Annotated in this window: 19 protein-coding genes; 6 read left to right on the top strand and 13 right to left on the bottom strand. The window is 64.5% G+C overall.

Translation table 11 applies throughout. The annotated features are described in order from the left end of the window. Window positions 1-9: 9 nt before the first annotated feature. On the top strand, window positions 10-1,500 hold the full coding sequence (locus AC5ZFO_RS28680) for an HWE histidine kinase domain-containing protein (RefSeq protein ID WP_496122875.1): 1,491 nt from the start codon (window positions 10-12) through the stop codon (window positions 1,498-1,500). 90 nt (window positions 1,501-1,590) lie between these two features. On the opposite strand, the gene AC5ZFO_RS28675 is transcribed toward AC5ZFO_RS28680, so the two are convergent. After that, complete coding sequence (locus tag AC5ZFO_RS28675) at window positions 1,591-1,896, bottom strand: hypothetical protein (protein WP_496122874.1); 306 nt, start codon at window positions 1,894-1,896, stop codon at window positions 1,591-1,593. A gap of 56 nt (window positions 1,897-1,952) precedes the next feature. Between AC5ZFO_RS28675 and AC5ZFO_RS28670 the strand changes: the two genes are divergently transcribed. Both AC5ZFO_RS28670 and AC5ZFO_RS28665 read left to right on the top strand, forming a co-directional pair. Beyond that, window positions 1,953-2,210, top strand: a complete 258-nt coding sequence (locus AC5ZFO_RS28670; RefSeq protein ID WP_166350479.1) for a hypothetical protein — start codon at window positions 1,953-1,955, stop codon at window positions 2,208-2,210. 96 nt (window positions 2,211-2,306) lie between these two features. After that, a complete protein-coding gene (locus AC5ZFO_RS28665) occupies window positions 2,307-2,552 on the top strand; it encodes a hypothetical protein (RefSeq protein WP_028148238.1) in 246 nt (81 codons plus the stop codon). Window positions 2,553-2,650: 98 nt separating this feature from the next. Here the strand turns inward: AC5ZFO_RS28665 and AC5ZFO_RS28660 are convergent, their stop codons facing one another. Together AC5ZFO_RS28660 and AC5ZFO_RS28655 are read right to left on the bottom strand one after the other, a co-directional pair. Then, a complete protein-coding gene (locus AC5ZFO_RS28660; RefSeq protein WP_282521486.1) occupies window positions 2,651-2,836 on the bottom strand; it encodes a hypothetical protein in 186 nt (61 codons plus the stop codon). A gap of 18 nt (window positions 2,837-2,854) precedes the next feature. After that, window positions 2,855-3,076 (bottom strand): hypothetical protein, encoded by a 222-nt coding sequence (locus AC5ZFO_RS28655; protein ID WP_282521587.1) that lies wholly within the window; start codon window positions 3,074-3,076, stop codon window positions 2,855-2,857. A 115-nt stretch (window positions 3,077-3,191) separates the two neighbouring features. On the opposite strand from AC5ZFO_RS28655, the gene AC5ZFO_RS28650 reads away from it, so the two are divergent. Next, window positions 3,192-3,386 carry a DUF3072 domain-containing protein gene (locus tag AC5ZFO_RS28650; protein ID WP_063984955.1) on the top strand — a complete coding sequence of 65 codons (195 nt, stop codon included), beginning with the start codon at window positions 3,192-3,194 and terminating at the stop codon, window positions 3,384-3,386. 68 nt (window positions 3,387-3,454) lie between these two features. Then, a complete protein-coding gene (locus tag AC5ZFO_RS28645; protein ID WP_282521487.1) occupies window positions 3,455-3,766 on the top strand; it encodes a DUF6496 domain-containing protein in 312 nt (103 codons plus the stop codon). Window positions 3,767-3,778: 12 nt separating this feature from the next. Here AC5ZFO_RS28645 and AC5ZFO_RS28640 read toward each other — a convergent pair whose 3' ends face one another. Then, entirely contained in the window at window positions 3,779-4,141 is a 363-nt protein-coding gene (locus tag AC5ZFO_RS28640) for a hypothetical protein (RefSeq protein WP_028148242.1), read from the bottom strand. Between the two features lie 271 nt (window positions 4,142-4,412). After that, window positions 4,413-5,948, bottom strand: a complete 1,536-nt coding sequence (locus tag AC5ZFO_RS28635) for a Do family serine endopeptidase (protein ID WP_282521488.1) — start codon at window positions 5,946-5,948, stop codon at window positions 4,413-4,415. Window positions 5,949-6,158: 210 nt separating this feature from the next. On the opposite strand from AC5ZFO_RS28635, the gene AC5ZFO_RS28630 reads away from it, so the two are divergent. Continuing rightward, window positions 6,159-6,995 carry a universal stress protein gene (locus tag AC5ZFO_RS28630; RefSeq protein WP_282521489.1) on the top strand — a complete coding sequence of 279 codons (837 nt, stop codon included), beginning with the start codon at window positions 6,159-6,161 and terminating at the stop codon, window positions 6,993-6,995. Between the two features lie 31 nt (window positions 6,996-7,026). Here the strand turns inward: AC5ZFO_RS28630 and AC5ZFO_RS28625 are convergent, their stop codons facing one another. From AC5ZFO_RS28625 to AC5ZFO_RS28590, 8 genes are all read right to left on the bottom strand, one after another. Beyond that, window positions 7,027-7,239: a hypothetical protein gene (locus tag AC5ZFO_RS28625; RefSeq protein ID WP_496122873.1), complete on the bottom strand. Its 213-nt coding sequence runs from the start codon at window positions 7,237-7,239 to the stop codon at window positions 7,027-7,029. Between the two features lie 393 nt (window positions 7,240-7,632). Then, window positions 7,633-8,370, bottom strand: coding sequence for a ribulose-phosphate 3-epimerase (gene rpe / locus AC5ZFO_RS28620; protein WP_282521490.1), 738 nt, complete (start codon window positions 8,368-8,370; stop codon window positions 7,633-7,635). Further along, the gene (gene cbbX / locus AC5ZFO_RS28615) at window positions 8,367-9,302 is read right to left on the bottom strand and encodes a CbbX protein (protein WP_496122872.1); all 936 of its coding nucleotides are present in this window, start codon (window positions 9,300-9,302) and stop codon (window positions 8,367-8,369) included. Before cbbX ends, rpe begins: the two co-directional genes overlap by 4 nt. A 97-nt stretch (window positions 9,303-9,399) precedes the next feature. After that, window positions 9,400-9,807: a ribulose bisphosphate carboxylase small subunit gene (locus tag AC5ZFO_RS28610; RefSeq protein WP_282521492.1), complete on the bottom strand. Its 408-nt coding sequence runs from the start codon at window positions 9,805-9,807 to the stop codon at window positions 9,400-9,402. A gap of 11 nt (window positions 9,808-9,818) precedes the next feature. After that, on the bottom strand, window positions 9,819-11,279 hold the full coding sequence (locus AC5ZFO_RS28605) for a form I ribulose bisphosphate carboxylase large subunit (RefSeq protein ID WP_282521493.1): 1,461 nt from the start codon (window positions 11,277-11,279) through the stop codon (window positions 9,819-9,821). Between the two features lie 31 nt (window positions 11,280-11,310). Then, a complete protein-coding gene (gene fba / locus AC5ZFO_RS28600; RefSeq protein ID WP_282521494.1) occupies window positions 11,311-12,396 on the bottom strand; it encodes a class II fructose-bisphosphate aldolase in 1,086 nt (361 codons plus the stop codon). 14 nt (window positions 12,397-12,410) lie between these two features. Continuing rightward, window positions 12,411-14,432: a transketolase gene (gene tkt / locus AC5ZFO_RS28595; RefSeq protein ID WP_282521495.1), complete on the bottom strand. Its 2,022-nt coding sequence runs from the start codon at window positions 14,430-14,432 to the stop codon at window positions 12,411-12,413. Window positions 14,433-14,448: 16 nt separating this feature from the next. Next, a complete protein-coding gene (locus AC5ZFO_RS28590) occupies window positions 14,449-15,324 on the bottom strand; it encodes a phosphoribulokinase (protein WP_282521496.1) in 876 nt (291 codons plus the stop codon). Between the last annotated feature and the right edge of the window lie 11 nt (window positions 15,325-15,335).

The following is a 15,335-nucleotide window of genomic DNA, read 5'->3' as shown; positions in this document are numbered from 1 at the left end:
GATCCGCGAATGGACCACGAAAAGGTCAACATCCTCCTCGTCGACGACCAGCCGGCCAAGCTGCTCGCCTACGAGGTGATCCTGAAGGAACTCGGCGAGAACCTCGTGATCGCATCATCGGGCCGCGAGGCGCTGGAGGTGCTGCTCAAGACCGAGATCGCGGTGATCCTGGTCGACGTCTGCATGCCCGAGCTCGACGGCTTTGAGCTCGCCGCGATGATCCGCGAGCACCCTCGCTTCCAGAAGACCGCGATGATCTTCATCTCGGCCATTCAGGTCAGCGACATCGACCGCCTGCGCGGCTACGAGATGGGCGCGGTCGATTACGTGCCGGTGCCGGTCGTGCCGGAGGTGCTGCGCGCCAAGATCAAGGTGTTTGCCGAACTCTACCGCAAGACCCGCGAGCTCGAACGGCTTAACCAGGAGCTCGAGGACCGCGTTCGCGCACGCACGGCCGAACTGGAGAATTCCACCGCGAAGCTGCGCGAGAGCGAGGAGCGGCGCAGCATGGCGATCGCCGCCGGCAAGATGGGATCCTGGGATTGGGACTGGGTCAACGGCGACTGGATGTGGGACGAAGGCCAGTACCGCATCTTCGGCGTGACGCCGGAGACCTTCAATGTCACCTCAGCCAACATCCAGGCGCTGCTGCACCCTGATGACGTCGACCAGTTCGGCCAGGCGATTGCCGCGTTCAATACCGGCGCGCACGCCTATGAAGGCGAGTTTCGCGTCAGCCGGCCCGATGGCGAGGTGCGCTGGTGCGTCGGCACGGCAGCCGCGACAGTGGACCAGGGCGGCCGCGTGGTACGCGTGAGCGGCGTCACCGTGGACATCACCGAACGCAAACGCGCGGAAGAGAGACAAAACCTGCTTGCGCGCGAGGTGGATCATCGCGCCAAGAATGCGCTGGCGCTGGCGCAATCGATCGTGCGCCTCACCCGCGCCGACGAGGTCAAGGCTTACGTCAACGCCGTCGAGGGGCGCATCAACGCGCTGGCGCGCGTGCACACGATCCTGTCGCTGTCGAGCTGGCAGGGCGCCGAACTCTCGAGGCTGATCGACGAGGAGCTCGCGCCCTACTCGCTCGGCGGCCAGATCAAGCTGGCCGGTCCGGAAGTTCAGCTGGTGCCGGCGACAGCGCAGACGCTGGCGCTGGCGCTGCATGAGCTCTTCACCAACTCGGCGAAATATGGCGCGCTCTCGACGCGGTCGGGGCGGCTTGCGATCGGCTGGCAGGTCGAGGACGACCACCTCACACTGACCTGGGACGAAACCGGCGGTCCGCTGGTGAGGACGCCGAAATCCCGTGGCTTCGGCACGCGGAGCCTGCTTGCCAGTGTGGAATCGCAACTCGGCGGACAGGCGGAGTTCGACTGGCGTGCCGAAGGCCTGTTGTGCCGGCTCGAGGTGCCTCTGACGCGGAAGACCGTAGGGCCGGCGGCCGCGAGCAAGTTCGACGCGGCTCCGTCCGAACCCCTTCAGCGGGCCTCAGGCTAGAGCGTTTGCGAGCGAAGTGGGCTCCGAGGAAAGCGCGTGAAAGCGAGAATCCGGAGCCTCGGTTCTGATTCCCTCAGAAACGATAATGCTCTAGCGCGCCGCAGCGACCCTCATCGGCTGCATCGCCTGCGGTTCGTCAGCGACACGTCCTTCCAGCCAGGCTTCCGTTTGCGAAAGCTCGCGCAGCGCCCGCGCGTAACGGCGGGCTGCGCTCCGCTCGGCGCCGCGCGGCAGCCTGCGCGCCTTGCGCAGCATGTCCGCAGCGGCGTTGCGATAGGCCAGCGAGCGATAGAGAAAGACGACCTTACCCATATCGAATGTTCCCGTGTTGATGGCATTCATCCTCGCAAGACCGCCATGAACGTCGGATGAAGCGGGGAATGACAAAATCGTCATGAGAATGGAACCCGCAATCGTCGTGCGCGTTTTATGCCACACCGCGAGGCGGTTCCATGCGCGGGAAAAAGTCGCCGAGCCTCATCTCTCCGACCGGCGTCATCAAGCTGATGACGCATGCGATGATGGGCGCAGCCCTCGGCCTTGTCTTCGGTCTCGCCGTCGTCCTGTTCAATCCGGCGGTCGCGAATTTGCTGAACCACGGCGGGCATTCGGCCGCCATGGTCTTCATCATCACACTGGTGACGACGTTCGCGATCGGCGCGACGCTCACGGGCCTGGTGTTCATCCTCGCCGAGGACAAGGAATTTTGAAGCGCGCGTGACGCGCGCCGAGCGCTTTCATTCGGAACTCCTGCGGCAAATGGCGGTTGGCTGCCTGCGTCAATTCAACCCAGGGAGTTCCCACGCATGAAAACCACCAAGCTCGCTCTCACCGTGATGTTGGCAACCGGCCTCGCCGCCGCTCCGTTCGCCGCGCAGGCCAAGTCGCACAAGGCCAAGCAGGGATCCTCGATGTCCTCGTCGCAGACCACAGGCGCCAACACCAAGTCCTCCAAGGGCGCTGATCCCTCCGGTCAAGGTGGTTCTGGCCCCGGCTCAGACCAAGGGGGCACCATGACGAACAACAAGGGCGGGATGAGCAACACCAAGTGATCTCCGGCCGACAATCAAAGGCCTCGCGGCGACGCGGGGCCTTTCGCTTTGGAGCTGGAGTTTGGAGCTGGATTGGGAATCCTTCCAGCGTCACATCGCTAAGGCGGCCGTCCCGCAGCATTCGCCTTCACGAGATGCTCGAGCTGTGCACGTTTGCGTGCGATCAGGAGCTGCGCTGCGGCATCGTCGAGACCCTCGCGCTGCAATTGCCGGATAGCGGAGCCGAGTTCGAGAATTTCGGCGCGCAGTTTTAGAATCCGGTACGTGTCCGGGTCTTCCTCCACCGCACGCTCCCAAAATTCTCAGCGGCGCGCGATCACGCGCAGCGGACTGCCGGATGTCGTTGCAGGACGAAGGCGTACCCGCTCGCGGACGTCAGGCAAGACATCGCCGCCACCGGCCGCCTTCCATTCGCCGATCAGCAGGTTGATTTTCCGGCGCATATCCATCTGCGCCAGGGCCTTTTCTGTGCAGTCGCGGTCGCGATTGACGAGGTCGCGTACAGACACCTCGATGCCGGCCATTTCGAGCCTCAAGGCGCTGATTTTGCGTCGAATTTCATTAATTCTGTTGTCCATGGCTTGTTAGAACAAAATAAGAACATATAGTCAAGTCACGATTTGAGAACGGAGAGGTCAGATGCAGGTTCAGGGTAAATACGACGCCAGGGTTTTCCTCGCGGAGCAGATGACGCGCGCACAGGGGCTGAGGCTGAAGCGTCTGAGCGAGGAGGCCTATCAGCCCACTCAATACGATCGGGCTCTGTCCTCCACTGAGGCTGCGCGCCGCATTCGAGCGCTGGAAGACGAGATCGAGTTGGCGAACTCCTTCTGAGGAGAGCGCCGCGCTTGGAACGTTGGGTCAGTGATGCGGTTCTCTCCCCGGGCCAAGGGAGAGAGTTGATGGCACGCAAGGCAAAGAAGCGCCGCTACTCACGCAGCTCCGGCAGCGATGTCGAGCGCGAGATGCGTCGTTACAAGAAGGGCACCGCGAAAAGCGGCCCCGGCGGTCGTGGCGGACGCGTGAAGAGTCGCAAGCAGGCGATCGCAATCGGTCTGTCGGAAGCGCGCGCGAAGGGCAAGAAGATCCCGAAGAAAGCGTCGAAGCGAAAGACCTCCAAAAAGAAGACGGCCAAGAAGACGACCAGGAAGACGACCAAGAAGACGACCAAGAAAACGAAGAAGACCTCGAAGCGCAAATCCAGCAAGCGGTAGCGCCGACCCGAGTCAGATCATGCTGCCCGGCATGAAGCAGCGGATCGAAATCCCGAACGCAGTCTTCACCGGCCACACCATGGTGTGGCCAGCCCGGTTTGGCTCCGTGATGACGGCCTCATCAGGCACGTCCACCCACTGCCCGTCGAGCCGCACGCGATAGTGCCCATCGTGCGATTCCCAATCGGGATCGGAAACAGCAAAGCCATCTGCATCCGAGCAGCAGGGCCCGAGATGGCTGCGCAAGCTGTCGAACCAGGGTTTCAGGGGCGAGTTGGCGTAACGGCCATCGTCGCGCCCCAAGGCGCTTCCGGTCGTCAGAACAAGCGGCGCCACGAGCAGCGCACACCTCAGCGAGAGCTTCAATCGATCCATGTCGGCACCGATCAAATGCGAACCACCGGTTCCACAAGAGGGCCGGGCGTTCGAGGTTCCACTCCTGCAATTCGCCTGGGCGTCTTCATTGACGCCAAAGCCCAACACGCGATTCCGAACTGTGACGAGCGAACGCGGCTTTTTCGGACGAACCCGTCATCAAGACTGCCGTTAACGAGAATGTTATCGGCGTCTGTGGGAATCTTCCAGACGTGCACGAAAAAGGCGGCCCGCAGGCCGCCTTTTGAGTTTGCCGCAGGAAGCGCGAGGCTTACGCTAGCGGCACCGCGACGAACCGCGTCGCTTCCTGGCTCTTCACCTGCAACAGCACGCTGTTCTTGCCGGATGACTTGGCCTGCGCCAGCTCGGAGCGGACGTCGCCGACATTGGCGACGGCCTTGCCGCCGACATTGAGAATGACGTCGCCGGTCTGGATGCCGCGCTGCGCGGCGGGTCCCTGCGGATCGACCTCGGTGACGACGACGCCCTTCTGGCCCGCGCCCTGGACGTCGCCGGCCGGCGCCAGGCTGAGACCGAGGCGCGGCGTGCCGGTGTTCGGCTGCGCCTTGCCCTCGCCGGCCTTGGCCTGCCGCTCGTTCGGCAACTCGCCGAGGGCGAGCGTCACCGTCTTGCTCGCGCCATTGTGGAAGACGTCGAGCTTCACGGAGGTGCCCGGCGCCAGGGTGGCAATGGTGCGGGCGAGATCGCGGGAGTCCTTGATCGCGGTACCGTTGACGGCGGTGATGACGTCGCCCGCCTCGATGCCGGCCTTCGCCGCGGGGCTGCCGTCCTGCGGATTGTCCACGATCGCGCCCCGCGCCTCCTTGAGGCCGAGACTGTCGGCGATCTCGGCGCTCACCGGCTGCACCTGGACGCCGAGCCAGCCGCGGGTGACCGAGCCCTTGTCCTTCAGCTGCGCGACGACGAGCTTCGCGGTGGAAGCCGGAATGTCGAAGCCGATACCGACCGAACCGCCGGAGGGTGAGAAGATCGCGGTGTTCACGCCGATCACATTGCCGTTCATGTCGAAGGCCGGACCGCCGGAATTGCCCTTGTTGATCGGCGCGTCGATCTGGATGAAGTCGTCATAGGGACCGTTGCCGATGTCGCGACCGTTGGCCGAGACGATGCCGGCGGTCACGGTGCCGCCGAGGCCGAAGGGATTGCCGACCGCGACGACCCAGTCGCCGATCCGCGGCTTCTGGTCGGAGAATTTGACGAACGGGAAGTCCTTCTTGCCCTCGACCTTGATCAGAGCGAGATCGGTCTTCGGATCGGTGCCGACCACCTTCGCGGTGTAGCTCGTGCCGTCATCCATGGTCACCTGTACCGACTCGGCGTGATCGACGACGTGGTTGTTGGTCACGGCATAGCCGTCGGCGGAGATGAAGAAGCCGGAACCCTCGCCCGTGATCATCTGGTGGCGCTGGCGCGGCATGCCGTTCATGCCACCCGGGCCGCGGAAGCCGAACTGCCGCGAAAACTGGTCGAACGGCGAATCTTCGTCCGAATCCATCCGGTTCTGTTGCAGCATCGCGCTCTTGTCATTGTCCTGGTCGATCCTGACCCGCACCGAGATGACGGCGGGTTTGACCTTGCTGACGAGATCGCCGAAGCCCGGCGGGGTCGCGGCGGCTTCCGCGGCCTGGGCCGGCGCGACGAAGGAGTTCAGACCGAACTGCGACGAAGCGGGAGAGGCAGCCAGCACGGCCACGCCAAGCGCGGCCACGGTGCCCAGCAGCGCAAGCCGGCGCGGCTTCAAGATCTTGCGGGTCGTGGTGGTGTCGGAATTGACGCGATCGTTCATGTCGAAATGTCCATGTTGGGTAAGTCGCCTTGCACCCAACATGGACATCGTCACCTTACGGCGTCCCGTCCGTCCGATTAAATCTTGGCAAAGGTGCCGCGGCCAGCGGCCCGGCCGAAAATCAGGGCTGCATATTTGATGCGGCTCAACACAGGCCACGTGCGCAGTGATAGACTGCGGCCACTGGATGATGTCCATCGGAGGCACGCCATGTACAAAGACATTCTCGTCCACATCCCGACCGAGCGCCCGATGCACGCGGTGATCGACGGCTCGATCTCGCTCGCGGCGAGACTCAACGCGCACATCGACGCGGTCGCCGTCGGGTACGTTGCGAGCAGCACTGCCTACGTCATGGATGGCGGTGCCGCCGTAGCGGCCGTATTCGAGATGGAGCGCGAGCGCGCGCTGGAGCGGGCCGAGGCCGCATTGGCGATATTCCAGAGCGAAGCCAGGAGCGCCGGCATCTCCTGCACCTGCCACCCGCTCGGCGCAATCCCGGCGGATGCAGCCGGCTCGCTCGGCGAGATGGCGCGGCTCCACGATCTCAGCATCGTGCTGCAGCCCGATCCGGCGCAAGGCTCATTCGACAATGATATGCCCGGCGAGATCCTGTTCCAGGCGGGCGGACCAGTGCTGTTCCTGCCCTACACCTTTCGTGGGCCAGTCAAGGCGAACCGGATCGGCATCTGCTGGGATGGCAGCCGCCTCGCCGCCCGCGCGATGCGCGACGCCGCTCCCTTGCTGGCCCGCGCCGAGGAGATCGTGATCATCACGATCAACGAAGCCGACGCCGTTCCCGACGAGGTCTCGGCAAGCCATCTGGCAAGACACCTCGGACGGCGCGGATTGTCGACCCGCACGGTCAGCCTGTCGGCGGCACGCGCCGACATCCAGCCGACCATCCTGTCGCTGGCCGCCGACGAGAGCCTCGACCTCCTGGTCATGGGCGGCTACGGCCACTCGCGGTTGCAGGAACGCTTCCTCGGCGGCGTCACCCGTGCCATGCTGGAAGCCATGACGGTCCCGACGCTGATGTCGCATTGATCGAGAGATGATCCGCAACGGACCGACGCCCTCACGCCGCAGCGGGAGTGTCAAATGGCGCAGTGGCGATGGCGTCGTCCTCGGGTTGCGCATTGCACGCGTCGAAATGCGCCTTCAGCGCAATCTCGGCGAGATATTCGAAATGTTCGGCTTGGCCAAGGAGTTGCCAGTTCTGAAGCGGCCGATAGGCCGCCTGCTGACGACAGAGAGACGCCAGCGCCCGGTAGCGACGTACGTTCTCCATGAGACCCTCCCTCGCATTCACTGAGCTTATTGCCCTGATTTACGTCAGGCCGATGGCGGATATGCAAAACATTTACTGCATGCGAAGCGCCCCGCGCAACCTGGGTTAACGTCTGGAAAACGCGCAGGCCCCCGTTGGTTCCTCTCGGACGACTCCACGTGGAACTCATTGGCTGGACGTAGCGCCGGCGCGCGACGGAGATGCAGATCAGATCAAGATACCGTTCGATCGATTCCGGCCACCCGATGAAATTGCCCTGCATTTCTGCGCAGAACTCTCGCGCGAGGAAGGCCCGCCGCGCTGTGCCGCATGCCCTGTAGAACCCCGGACAGAAGTGGCACGCCAAGGCACGACCAGTGCGACGCCGGCTCTGCCACGCCTGTATGCCGTATTCTACCGGGTGAGCGCGGTCTCGCCGGCCCGGATCGTCTGTGCCGAACCATGTTGCAGCTTCGGAACCCTGCCGGCTTCCGCAGCAGCGCGGATGGCGGCGATGTTGACCGCATAATCCGCGCTGCTCTTGCCGCGGAACACGGCCGATCCAGCCACGAGGGTGTCGGCGCCCGCGGCAGCCACGGCGGCGGCATTGTCGCGCGTAATGCCGCCATCGACCTCGAGCCGGATCGGCCGGCCGCCGATCATGCTTCGAATGCGCCTGATTTTCTCGATCTGGGAGTCGAGGAAAGACTGGCCGCCGAAACCGGGATTGACCGTCATCACCAGCACGAGGTCGAGACGATCAAGCACGTATTCGATCGCGGCTTCCGGTGTAGCCGGACACAGGCTGACACCAGCCTTCTTGCCGAGCGCGCGGATGGCCTGGAGCGAGCGGTCCAGATGCGGGCCGGCTTCGGCATGGACCGTGATGACGTCGGCGCCTGCCTTTGCGAACGCCTCCAGATAGGGATCAACAGGCGCGATCATCAGATGCACGTCAAAGATCTTCGCCGTCGCCGGCCGGATCGCCTTGATGACGTCGGCGCCATAGCTGATGTTCGGCACGAAGTGTCCGTCCATGACGTCGCAGTGGATCCAGTCGGCACCGGCAGCATCAATAGCCCTGATCTCCTCACCGAGGCGCGCGAAATCTGCGGCCAGGATCGAAGGCGCAATGAGGATTTCTCCCGTCATGGCGTCGCACTCCTCTGCGCGTCCGCACCACCGCTGAAAACGCGACTCGCAAGGACATCCGTCGGATCGATCGTCTCGAGATCGACGACATCGAGCATCCGGTTGAGATCGGACACCAGGCGATCGGCCTGCCGGAGGCGGATACGATCGACCGCATTGCGGATCGAGCGCGCATTGGAGAAGAACGGCTGGGTCCGGCGTAGCGCGATGTATGTCTCGAACGCCTCGCGCGCGGCGGCCGAGAAGCGATAGCCGCGCTCCTTCAGCATCAGCTCGGCGATCACCAGCAGCTCGGCTTCGGCATAGTCCGGGAAGTCGATGTGATGGGCGATGCGCGAACGGAAGCCCGGGTTGGAGGCAAAGAAGCTCGTCATCCGCTCGCCATAGCCGGCGAGGATCACGACGAGGTCCTCACGCTGGTTCTCCATCACCTGGAGCAGGATCTCGATCGCCTCCTGGCCGTAATCGCGCTCGTTGTCGGGCCGGTGCAGATAGTAGGCCTCGTCGATGAACAACACGCCGCCCATCGCCTTCTTCAATATCTCCTTCGTCTTCGGCGCGGTATGGCCGATATACTGGCCGACGAGATCGTCGCGCGTCACCGAGATCACCTGCCCGCGCCGCACGAAACCGAGGCCGTGCAGGATCTTCGCCATGCGCAGCGCAACCGTGGTCTTGCCCGTGCCGGGATTACCGGTGAACGACATGTGCAGCGTCGGTGGCGACGATGCCAGCCCCGCACGCTGGCGGATGCGCTCGATCAGCAGCAGTGACGCGATCTGGCGCACGCGGTTCTTGACCGGCCGGAGGCCGATCAGCTCCTGCTCGAGCTGTTGCAGTGTGTCTGTGATTCCGGCCGCCTCGGCCTCCTTGCGGAGATCGAAACTGGTCTCGCTCGTTTCAGCGGTCGTCGCATGAGGGACATCAAGCATCGGCACCTCGAAGAAAAGAGCTTCGCCGCGGGGCAGCGGCGAAGCAGTGGTCCGCCAAGGAAACGGAGCAGGGAGTGCTCCGCGCGGAGAGGAGTGACTAGGTCGACGCGTGCGCGGCCGGCCGGCGCACGGTGGTGTAGCGGATCACGCGTCCGCCCACCTCCTGCCGCACCAGCTCGAACTCGGCTTCCTGCGGCGGGCGGTTGACGAGGAACGAGATCCGCACCGATTCCCAGCCATGGCTGGAGTCGAATCCACTGATGCGGATGTAGCGGTCGCCGTAAACCCTGCGGCATTCGGCAAGCTCCATCATCACGCCGGCGGCGTCCTGGAGGTCGAACATCGGCAGGCCCCACATCTCCCAATAGGTGTTGCGGGGATGCGGATCGTCGGTGAACTCGATATTCACCGCCCAGCCATTGGTCAGGCAATACTGCACCTGCTTGGTGATCTGGTCGTCGGTCAGATCAGGCAGGAACGAGAAGCAGCCCTGGGTCAGTTTCATGTCAAAACTCCTCAAACGGTTTCCAGCGCGGTCGGTACGAAGTCCGGCGTGTCGGTCGATTGATAGTTGAAGGTGACGTCCTTCCAGACCTCGAGCGCAGCCTTCAGCGGCGTGCAGGTCTCGGCTGCCCTGGCCAGGATCTCCGGACCTTCATGGACGTAGTCGCGCCCCTCGTTGCGGGCGAGGATCATCGCCTCGAGCGCCACGCGGTTGGCAATCGCGCCAGCCGTAATGCCCATGGGATGGCCGATGGTGCCGCCGCCGAATTGCAGCACGACGTCCTCGCCAAGGAGATCGAGCAGCTGGTGCATCTGGCCGGCATGGATGCCGCCGGAGGCGACCGGCATCATCTTGTTCAGGCTGGCCCAGGACTGGTCGAAGAACAGCCCGTGCTCGAGCTTGGTCGGATTGAAGTCTTCGCGGCAGACGTCGTAATAGCCGCGCGTGGTGTTGGGATCGCCTTCGAGCTTGCCGACCACCGTGCCGGCATGGATGTGGTCGACGCCGGCGAGCCGCATCCACTTCGCGATGACGCGGAACGACACGCCGTGGCTCTTCTGCCGGGTATAGGTCGAGTGACCGGCGCGATGCAGATGCAGGATCATGTCGTTGCGTCGTGCCCATTTCGCCATGGACTGGATCGCGGTGTAGCCAATCACGAGATCGATCATGACGATGCACGACCCGAGCTCTTTCGCGAACTCCGCGCGCTCGTACATGTCCTCCATCGTCCCCGCGGTGATGTTCAGGTAGGTGCCCTTCACCTCGCCGGACGCCGCCTGCGCGCGGTTCACGGCCTCCATGCAATAGAGGAAGCGGTCACGCCAATGCATGAAGGGCTGCGAGTTGATGTTCTCGTCGTCCTTGGTGAAGTCGAGCCCGCCCTTGAGCGCCTCGTAGACCACGCGACCATAGTTGCGCCCGGACAAGCCGAGCTTCGGCTTCACCGTCGCGCCCAGCAGCGGCCGGCCGAACTTGTCGAGCCGCTCACGCTCGACCACGATGCCGGTCGCCGGGCCCTGGAACGTCTTCACATAGGCGACCGGGAAGCGCATGTCCTCCAGACGCAGCGCCTTCAGCGGCTTGAAGCCGAACACGTTGCCGATGATCGAGGCCGAGAGGTTGGCGATCGAACCCGGCTCGAACAGGTCGAGGTCGTAGGCGATGTAGGCGAAGTACGAGCCCGGCGTGCCGGGCACCGGATCGACGCGGTAGCACTTTGCGCGATACTTCTCCGCAGCGGTCAGGCGATCGGTCCACACCACCGTCCAGGTCGCGGTCGAGGATTCGCCGGCAACCGCCGCTGACGCCTCGATGGGGTCCACGCCCTCCTGCGGCGTCACGCGGAACAGCGCGATGACATCGGTGTCCTTCGGCGTGTAGTCGGGCTCCCAATAGCCCATGCGCGCGTATTCCATCGTGCCAGATCGATAGCGCTCTTTGCCGCGGACAGTTCCTGCGTGTGCATTCATGGCTCTCTCCTGCTCTTCTCTCTCTGAATGATTAGGCGGCGACCGGCTCACGGGTGCCGATGCGCGGGTCGAGCTCGCCGGCGCGATAACGCCGCGCCATCTCGCTCAAGGGAATGACCTTGATCTTGCCGGCGTGGCCCGCGGTGCCGAACTGCTCGAAGCGATCGCGGCAGAGCTCGCGCATCGCATCCATCGCAGGCTTGAGGAATTTGCGCGGATCGAACTCGGAGCGCGTTTGCGCGGCGACCTTGCGGAACACCGCGGTCATCGCCAGGCGACAGTCGGTGTCGATGTTGACCTTTCGCACACCGCTCTTGATGCCACGGACGATCTCCTCCACCGGCACGCCCCAGGTCTGCGGCATCTCACCGCCGAACTGATTGAACATGTCCTGGAGTGGCTGCGGCACCGAAGAGGAGCCGTGCATCACGAGATGCGTGTTCGGCAGGCGGCGGTGAATCTCCTCGACCACCCGCATCGCCAGGATGTCGCCATCAGGCTTGCGGCTGAACTTGTAGGCGCCATGCGAGGTGCCCATCGCGATCGCGAGCGCATCGACCTTGGTGGCGCGGACGAAGTCGACGGCCTGGTCGGGATCGGTGAGGAGCTGGTCGTAACTGACCTTGCCCTCGACGCCGTGGCCGTCCTCCTGCTCGCCGCCGCCATGCTCGAGCGAGCCGAGCACGCCGAGCTCGCCTTCGACCGAGGCGCCCACCCAATGCGCGAGATCGACGACGCGGCGGGTGATCGCGACATTGTAGTCGTAATCGGCGGCGGTCTTGGCGTCGGCCTTGAGCGAGCCGTCCATCATCACCGAGGTGAAGCCATGGGCGATGGCGCTGGCGCAGGTCGCCTCGTCATTGCCGTGGTCCTGGTGCATGCAGAGCGGAATGTCCGGATAGGTCCGCTCCAGCGCGTCGATCATGTGCGAGAGCATGAGATCGCCGGCATAGCTGCGTGCGCCGCGCGAGGCCTGGATGATCACGGGCGCATCGACCTCGGCCGCGGCCTGCATGATCGCAATACCCTGCTCCATGTTGTTGATGTTGAACGCCGGCACCGCATAGCCGTGGCTGGCGGCGTGATCGAGCAGCTGACGAAGGGTGATACGGGCCACGAAAGTTCCTCCTGTTATGGCTTGCCGGCGCGGGTGATCGCCCGCCGGGCGGCTTCGGCAACGCTTTGCGGCGTGATGCCGAATTCGCGGTAAAGCACCGATGCCGGCGCCGAGGCGCCGAAGCCGCGCATGCCGACGAACTCGCCGTCAGCGCCGATCCAGCGATGCCAATCGCCGGCGACTGCGGCCTCGATGCCGACGCGCGGGGCGGTGCCGAGCACGCAGGCGCGGTAGTCCTCCGGCTGCTCCTCGAACAGTGCGAAGCATGGCGCGGAGACCACCGCGGCGCGGATGTGTTCCGTCGCGAGCAGGCGAGCGGCTTCCAGCGCGATCGAGACTTCGGAGCCGGTCGCCATCAACGTGACGTCGCGACCGCCGTCCGGCGAGACGATGAGGTAGGCGCCGCGCGCGACACGGTTCCTGCCGCGCACGTCGCTGCGGAATGTCGGCAGCGCCTGACGCGACAGGCACAGCACGGAGGGGCGATCTTCCGCCTCGAGCGCGCAGTCCCAGGCTTCCAGCGTCTCGACCGCGTCGGCGGGGCGGAACACCAGAAGATTCGGGATGACGCGCAGCGCCGCGAGATGCTCGACGGGCTGATGCGTAGGACCGTCCTCGCCAAGACCGATGGAGTCGTGGGTCATCACATGGATGACGCGCAGCCTCATCAGCGCAGCAAGACGGATCGCCGGTCGGCTGTAGTCGGAGAAGGCGAGAAAGGTACCGCCATAGGGGATGAACCCGCCATGCAACGCGAGGCCATTCATCGCGGCGGCCATGCCGTGCTCGCGAATTCCGTAGTGGATGTAGCCGCCGGCGAACGCTCCACGCGCCACCGCAGTCTGCGCTTTGGCATGCGTGAGGTTCGAATGCGTCAGGTCCGCCGAGCCGCCGACCAGTCCGGGAATTGTCCCGGCGATGCCGTCGAGCACCTGTTGCGAGGCTTGCCGCGTCGCCAGCTTCGGACGCTCGCTGGCAAAGCGCTCGCGCAATTTCGCCGAGGCCTGGGCATAGGCCTCCGGCAGGGCAACGGCCTTGCCCTCGATGAACAGTTCGCGCTGCGCGGCCGTCGCGCATTCGTAGCGGTCGAGCCAGGCAAGACGCTCGACCTGCCCGCGCTGTCCGATCATCCGCCATGCCTTGAGGATCGGGATCGGCACCACGAAAGGCTGATAGTCCCAGCCGAGCGCCCGCCGCGCCGCCGCCGTTTGCTCGGTGCCGAGCGGCGCACCATGCGCCTTTTCGGTGCCCTGACGGTCCGGCGCGCCATAGCCGATGATGGTGCGGCAGGCGATCAGCGACGGTCTTGTGCTCTCACGCTCTTCGGCAATCGCCTGCGCAACCGCTTCGGGGTCGTGGCCGTCGACACTGCGGACCGACCAGCCGGACGCCGCAAAGCGCGCGAGCTGATCATCGGAAGTGGCCAGCGACGTCGGCCCGTCGATGGAGATACCGTTGTCGTCGAACAGCACGATCAGCCGGCCGAGCTGGAGATGACCGGCGAGCGAGATCGCCTCCTGGCTGATGCCTTCCATCAGGCAGCCGTCGCCCGCGATCACATAGGTGAAGTGATCGACCAGGCCGTCGCCATGCCGCGCATTGGCCATGCGCTCGGCGAGCGCCATGCCGACTGCCGTCGCAATCCCCTGCCCCAACGGTCCCGTCGTGGTCTCGACGCCAGGCGTGTGGCCGTATTCCGGATGTCCCGGCGTCTTCGAGCCCCACTGCCGGAATGCCTTGATGTCATCGAGGCTGACGTCGCCGCCGGTGAGATGCAGCAGCGCGTAGAGCAGCATCGAACCGTGGCCCGCCGACAGCACGAAGCGATCGCGGTCCGGCCAGTTGGAGTGCGCGGAGTCGAACTTGAGGAACCGCGAGAACAGCACGGTTGCGACATCGGCCATGCCCATGGGCAGGCCGGGATGGCCGGACTGCGAGGTCTCGATCGCGTCGACCGCGAGGAAGCGGACGGCGTTGGCGAGATCGCTGTGTGTGACTGGCGTGATGTCGGCTTCAGCGTGGACGGAGATGTTCATCGGATTCTCTCCTTGTTCACTTCAGATTTCGCTTGCGCTCGATCAGCTGCATGATCAGCGGCGTCAGGATCAGCTGCATCGCCAGATCGAGCTTCGCCCCGGGACACACGATGGAGTTCGCGCGGGACATCCAGCTGTGGGGAAGCATCGACAGCAGATAGGGGAAGTCGATGCCGCGCGGATTCTTGAAGCGGATCACGACCATCGATTCGTCCGGCGTCGGGATCCAGCGCGCGATGAACGGATTGGAGGTGTCCACCGTCGGCACGCGCTGGAAATTGATGTCGGTCTCGGTGAATTGCGGGCAGATGTAGTGGATGTAGTCGGGCATCCGCCGCAGAATGGTGTCGGTGACGGCCTCGGTCGAATAGCCGCGGGCGCTGCGGTCGCGGTGCAGCTTCTGGATCCATTCGAGATTGATGACCGGCACGACGCCGATCTTGAGATCGGCGTAGCGCGCGACATTGACCTTGTCGGTGACGACGGCGCCGTGCAGACCCTCGTAGAACAACAGGTCCGAGGTTTCCGGCAGCCGCTCCCATTCGGTGAAGGTCCCGGGCGCCGCACCGTGCAGTGCAGACTCCTCGGCATCGTGGACATAGTGCCGCGTCGTCGCGGTGCCGGTCTCGCCATAGTCGCGGAAGGCACGCTCCAGCTCCTCGAACAGGTTGGTCTCGGGGCTGAAATGGCTGAAATGCTTGTTGCCGCGTTCGGCTTCCTTCGCCATCTGCGTGCGCATCTCGGCACGATCATAGCGATGGAAGGCGTCGCCTTCGATGTAGACGGCGTTGACCTTCTCGCGGAAGAAGATCTGCTCGAACGTCTTCTTGACCGAGGTGGTACCGGCGCCGGAGGAGCCGGTGATGGAGATGATCGGATGCTTCCTGGACATGGGTCGCCTCG

The organism is Bradyrhizobium sp. Unk1 (genome assembly GCF_059512345.1).
Note: the sequence above shows the minus strand (reverse complement) of the source record. Positions and strands in the feature narration are given on the sequence as shown.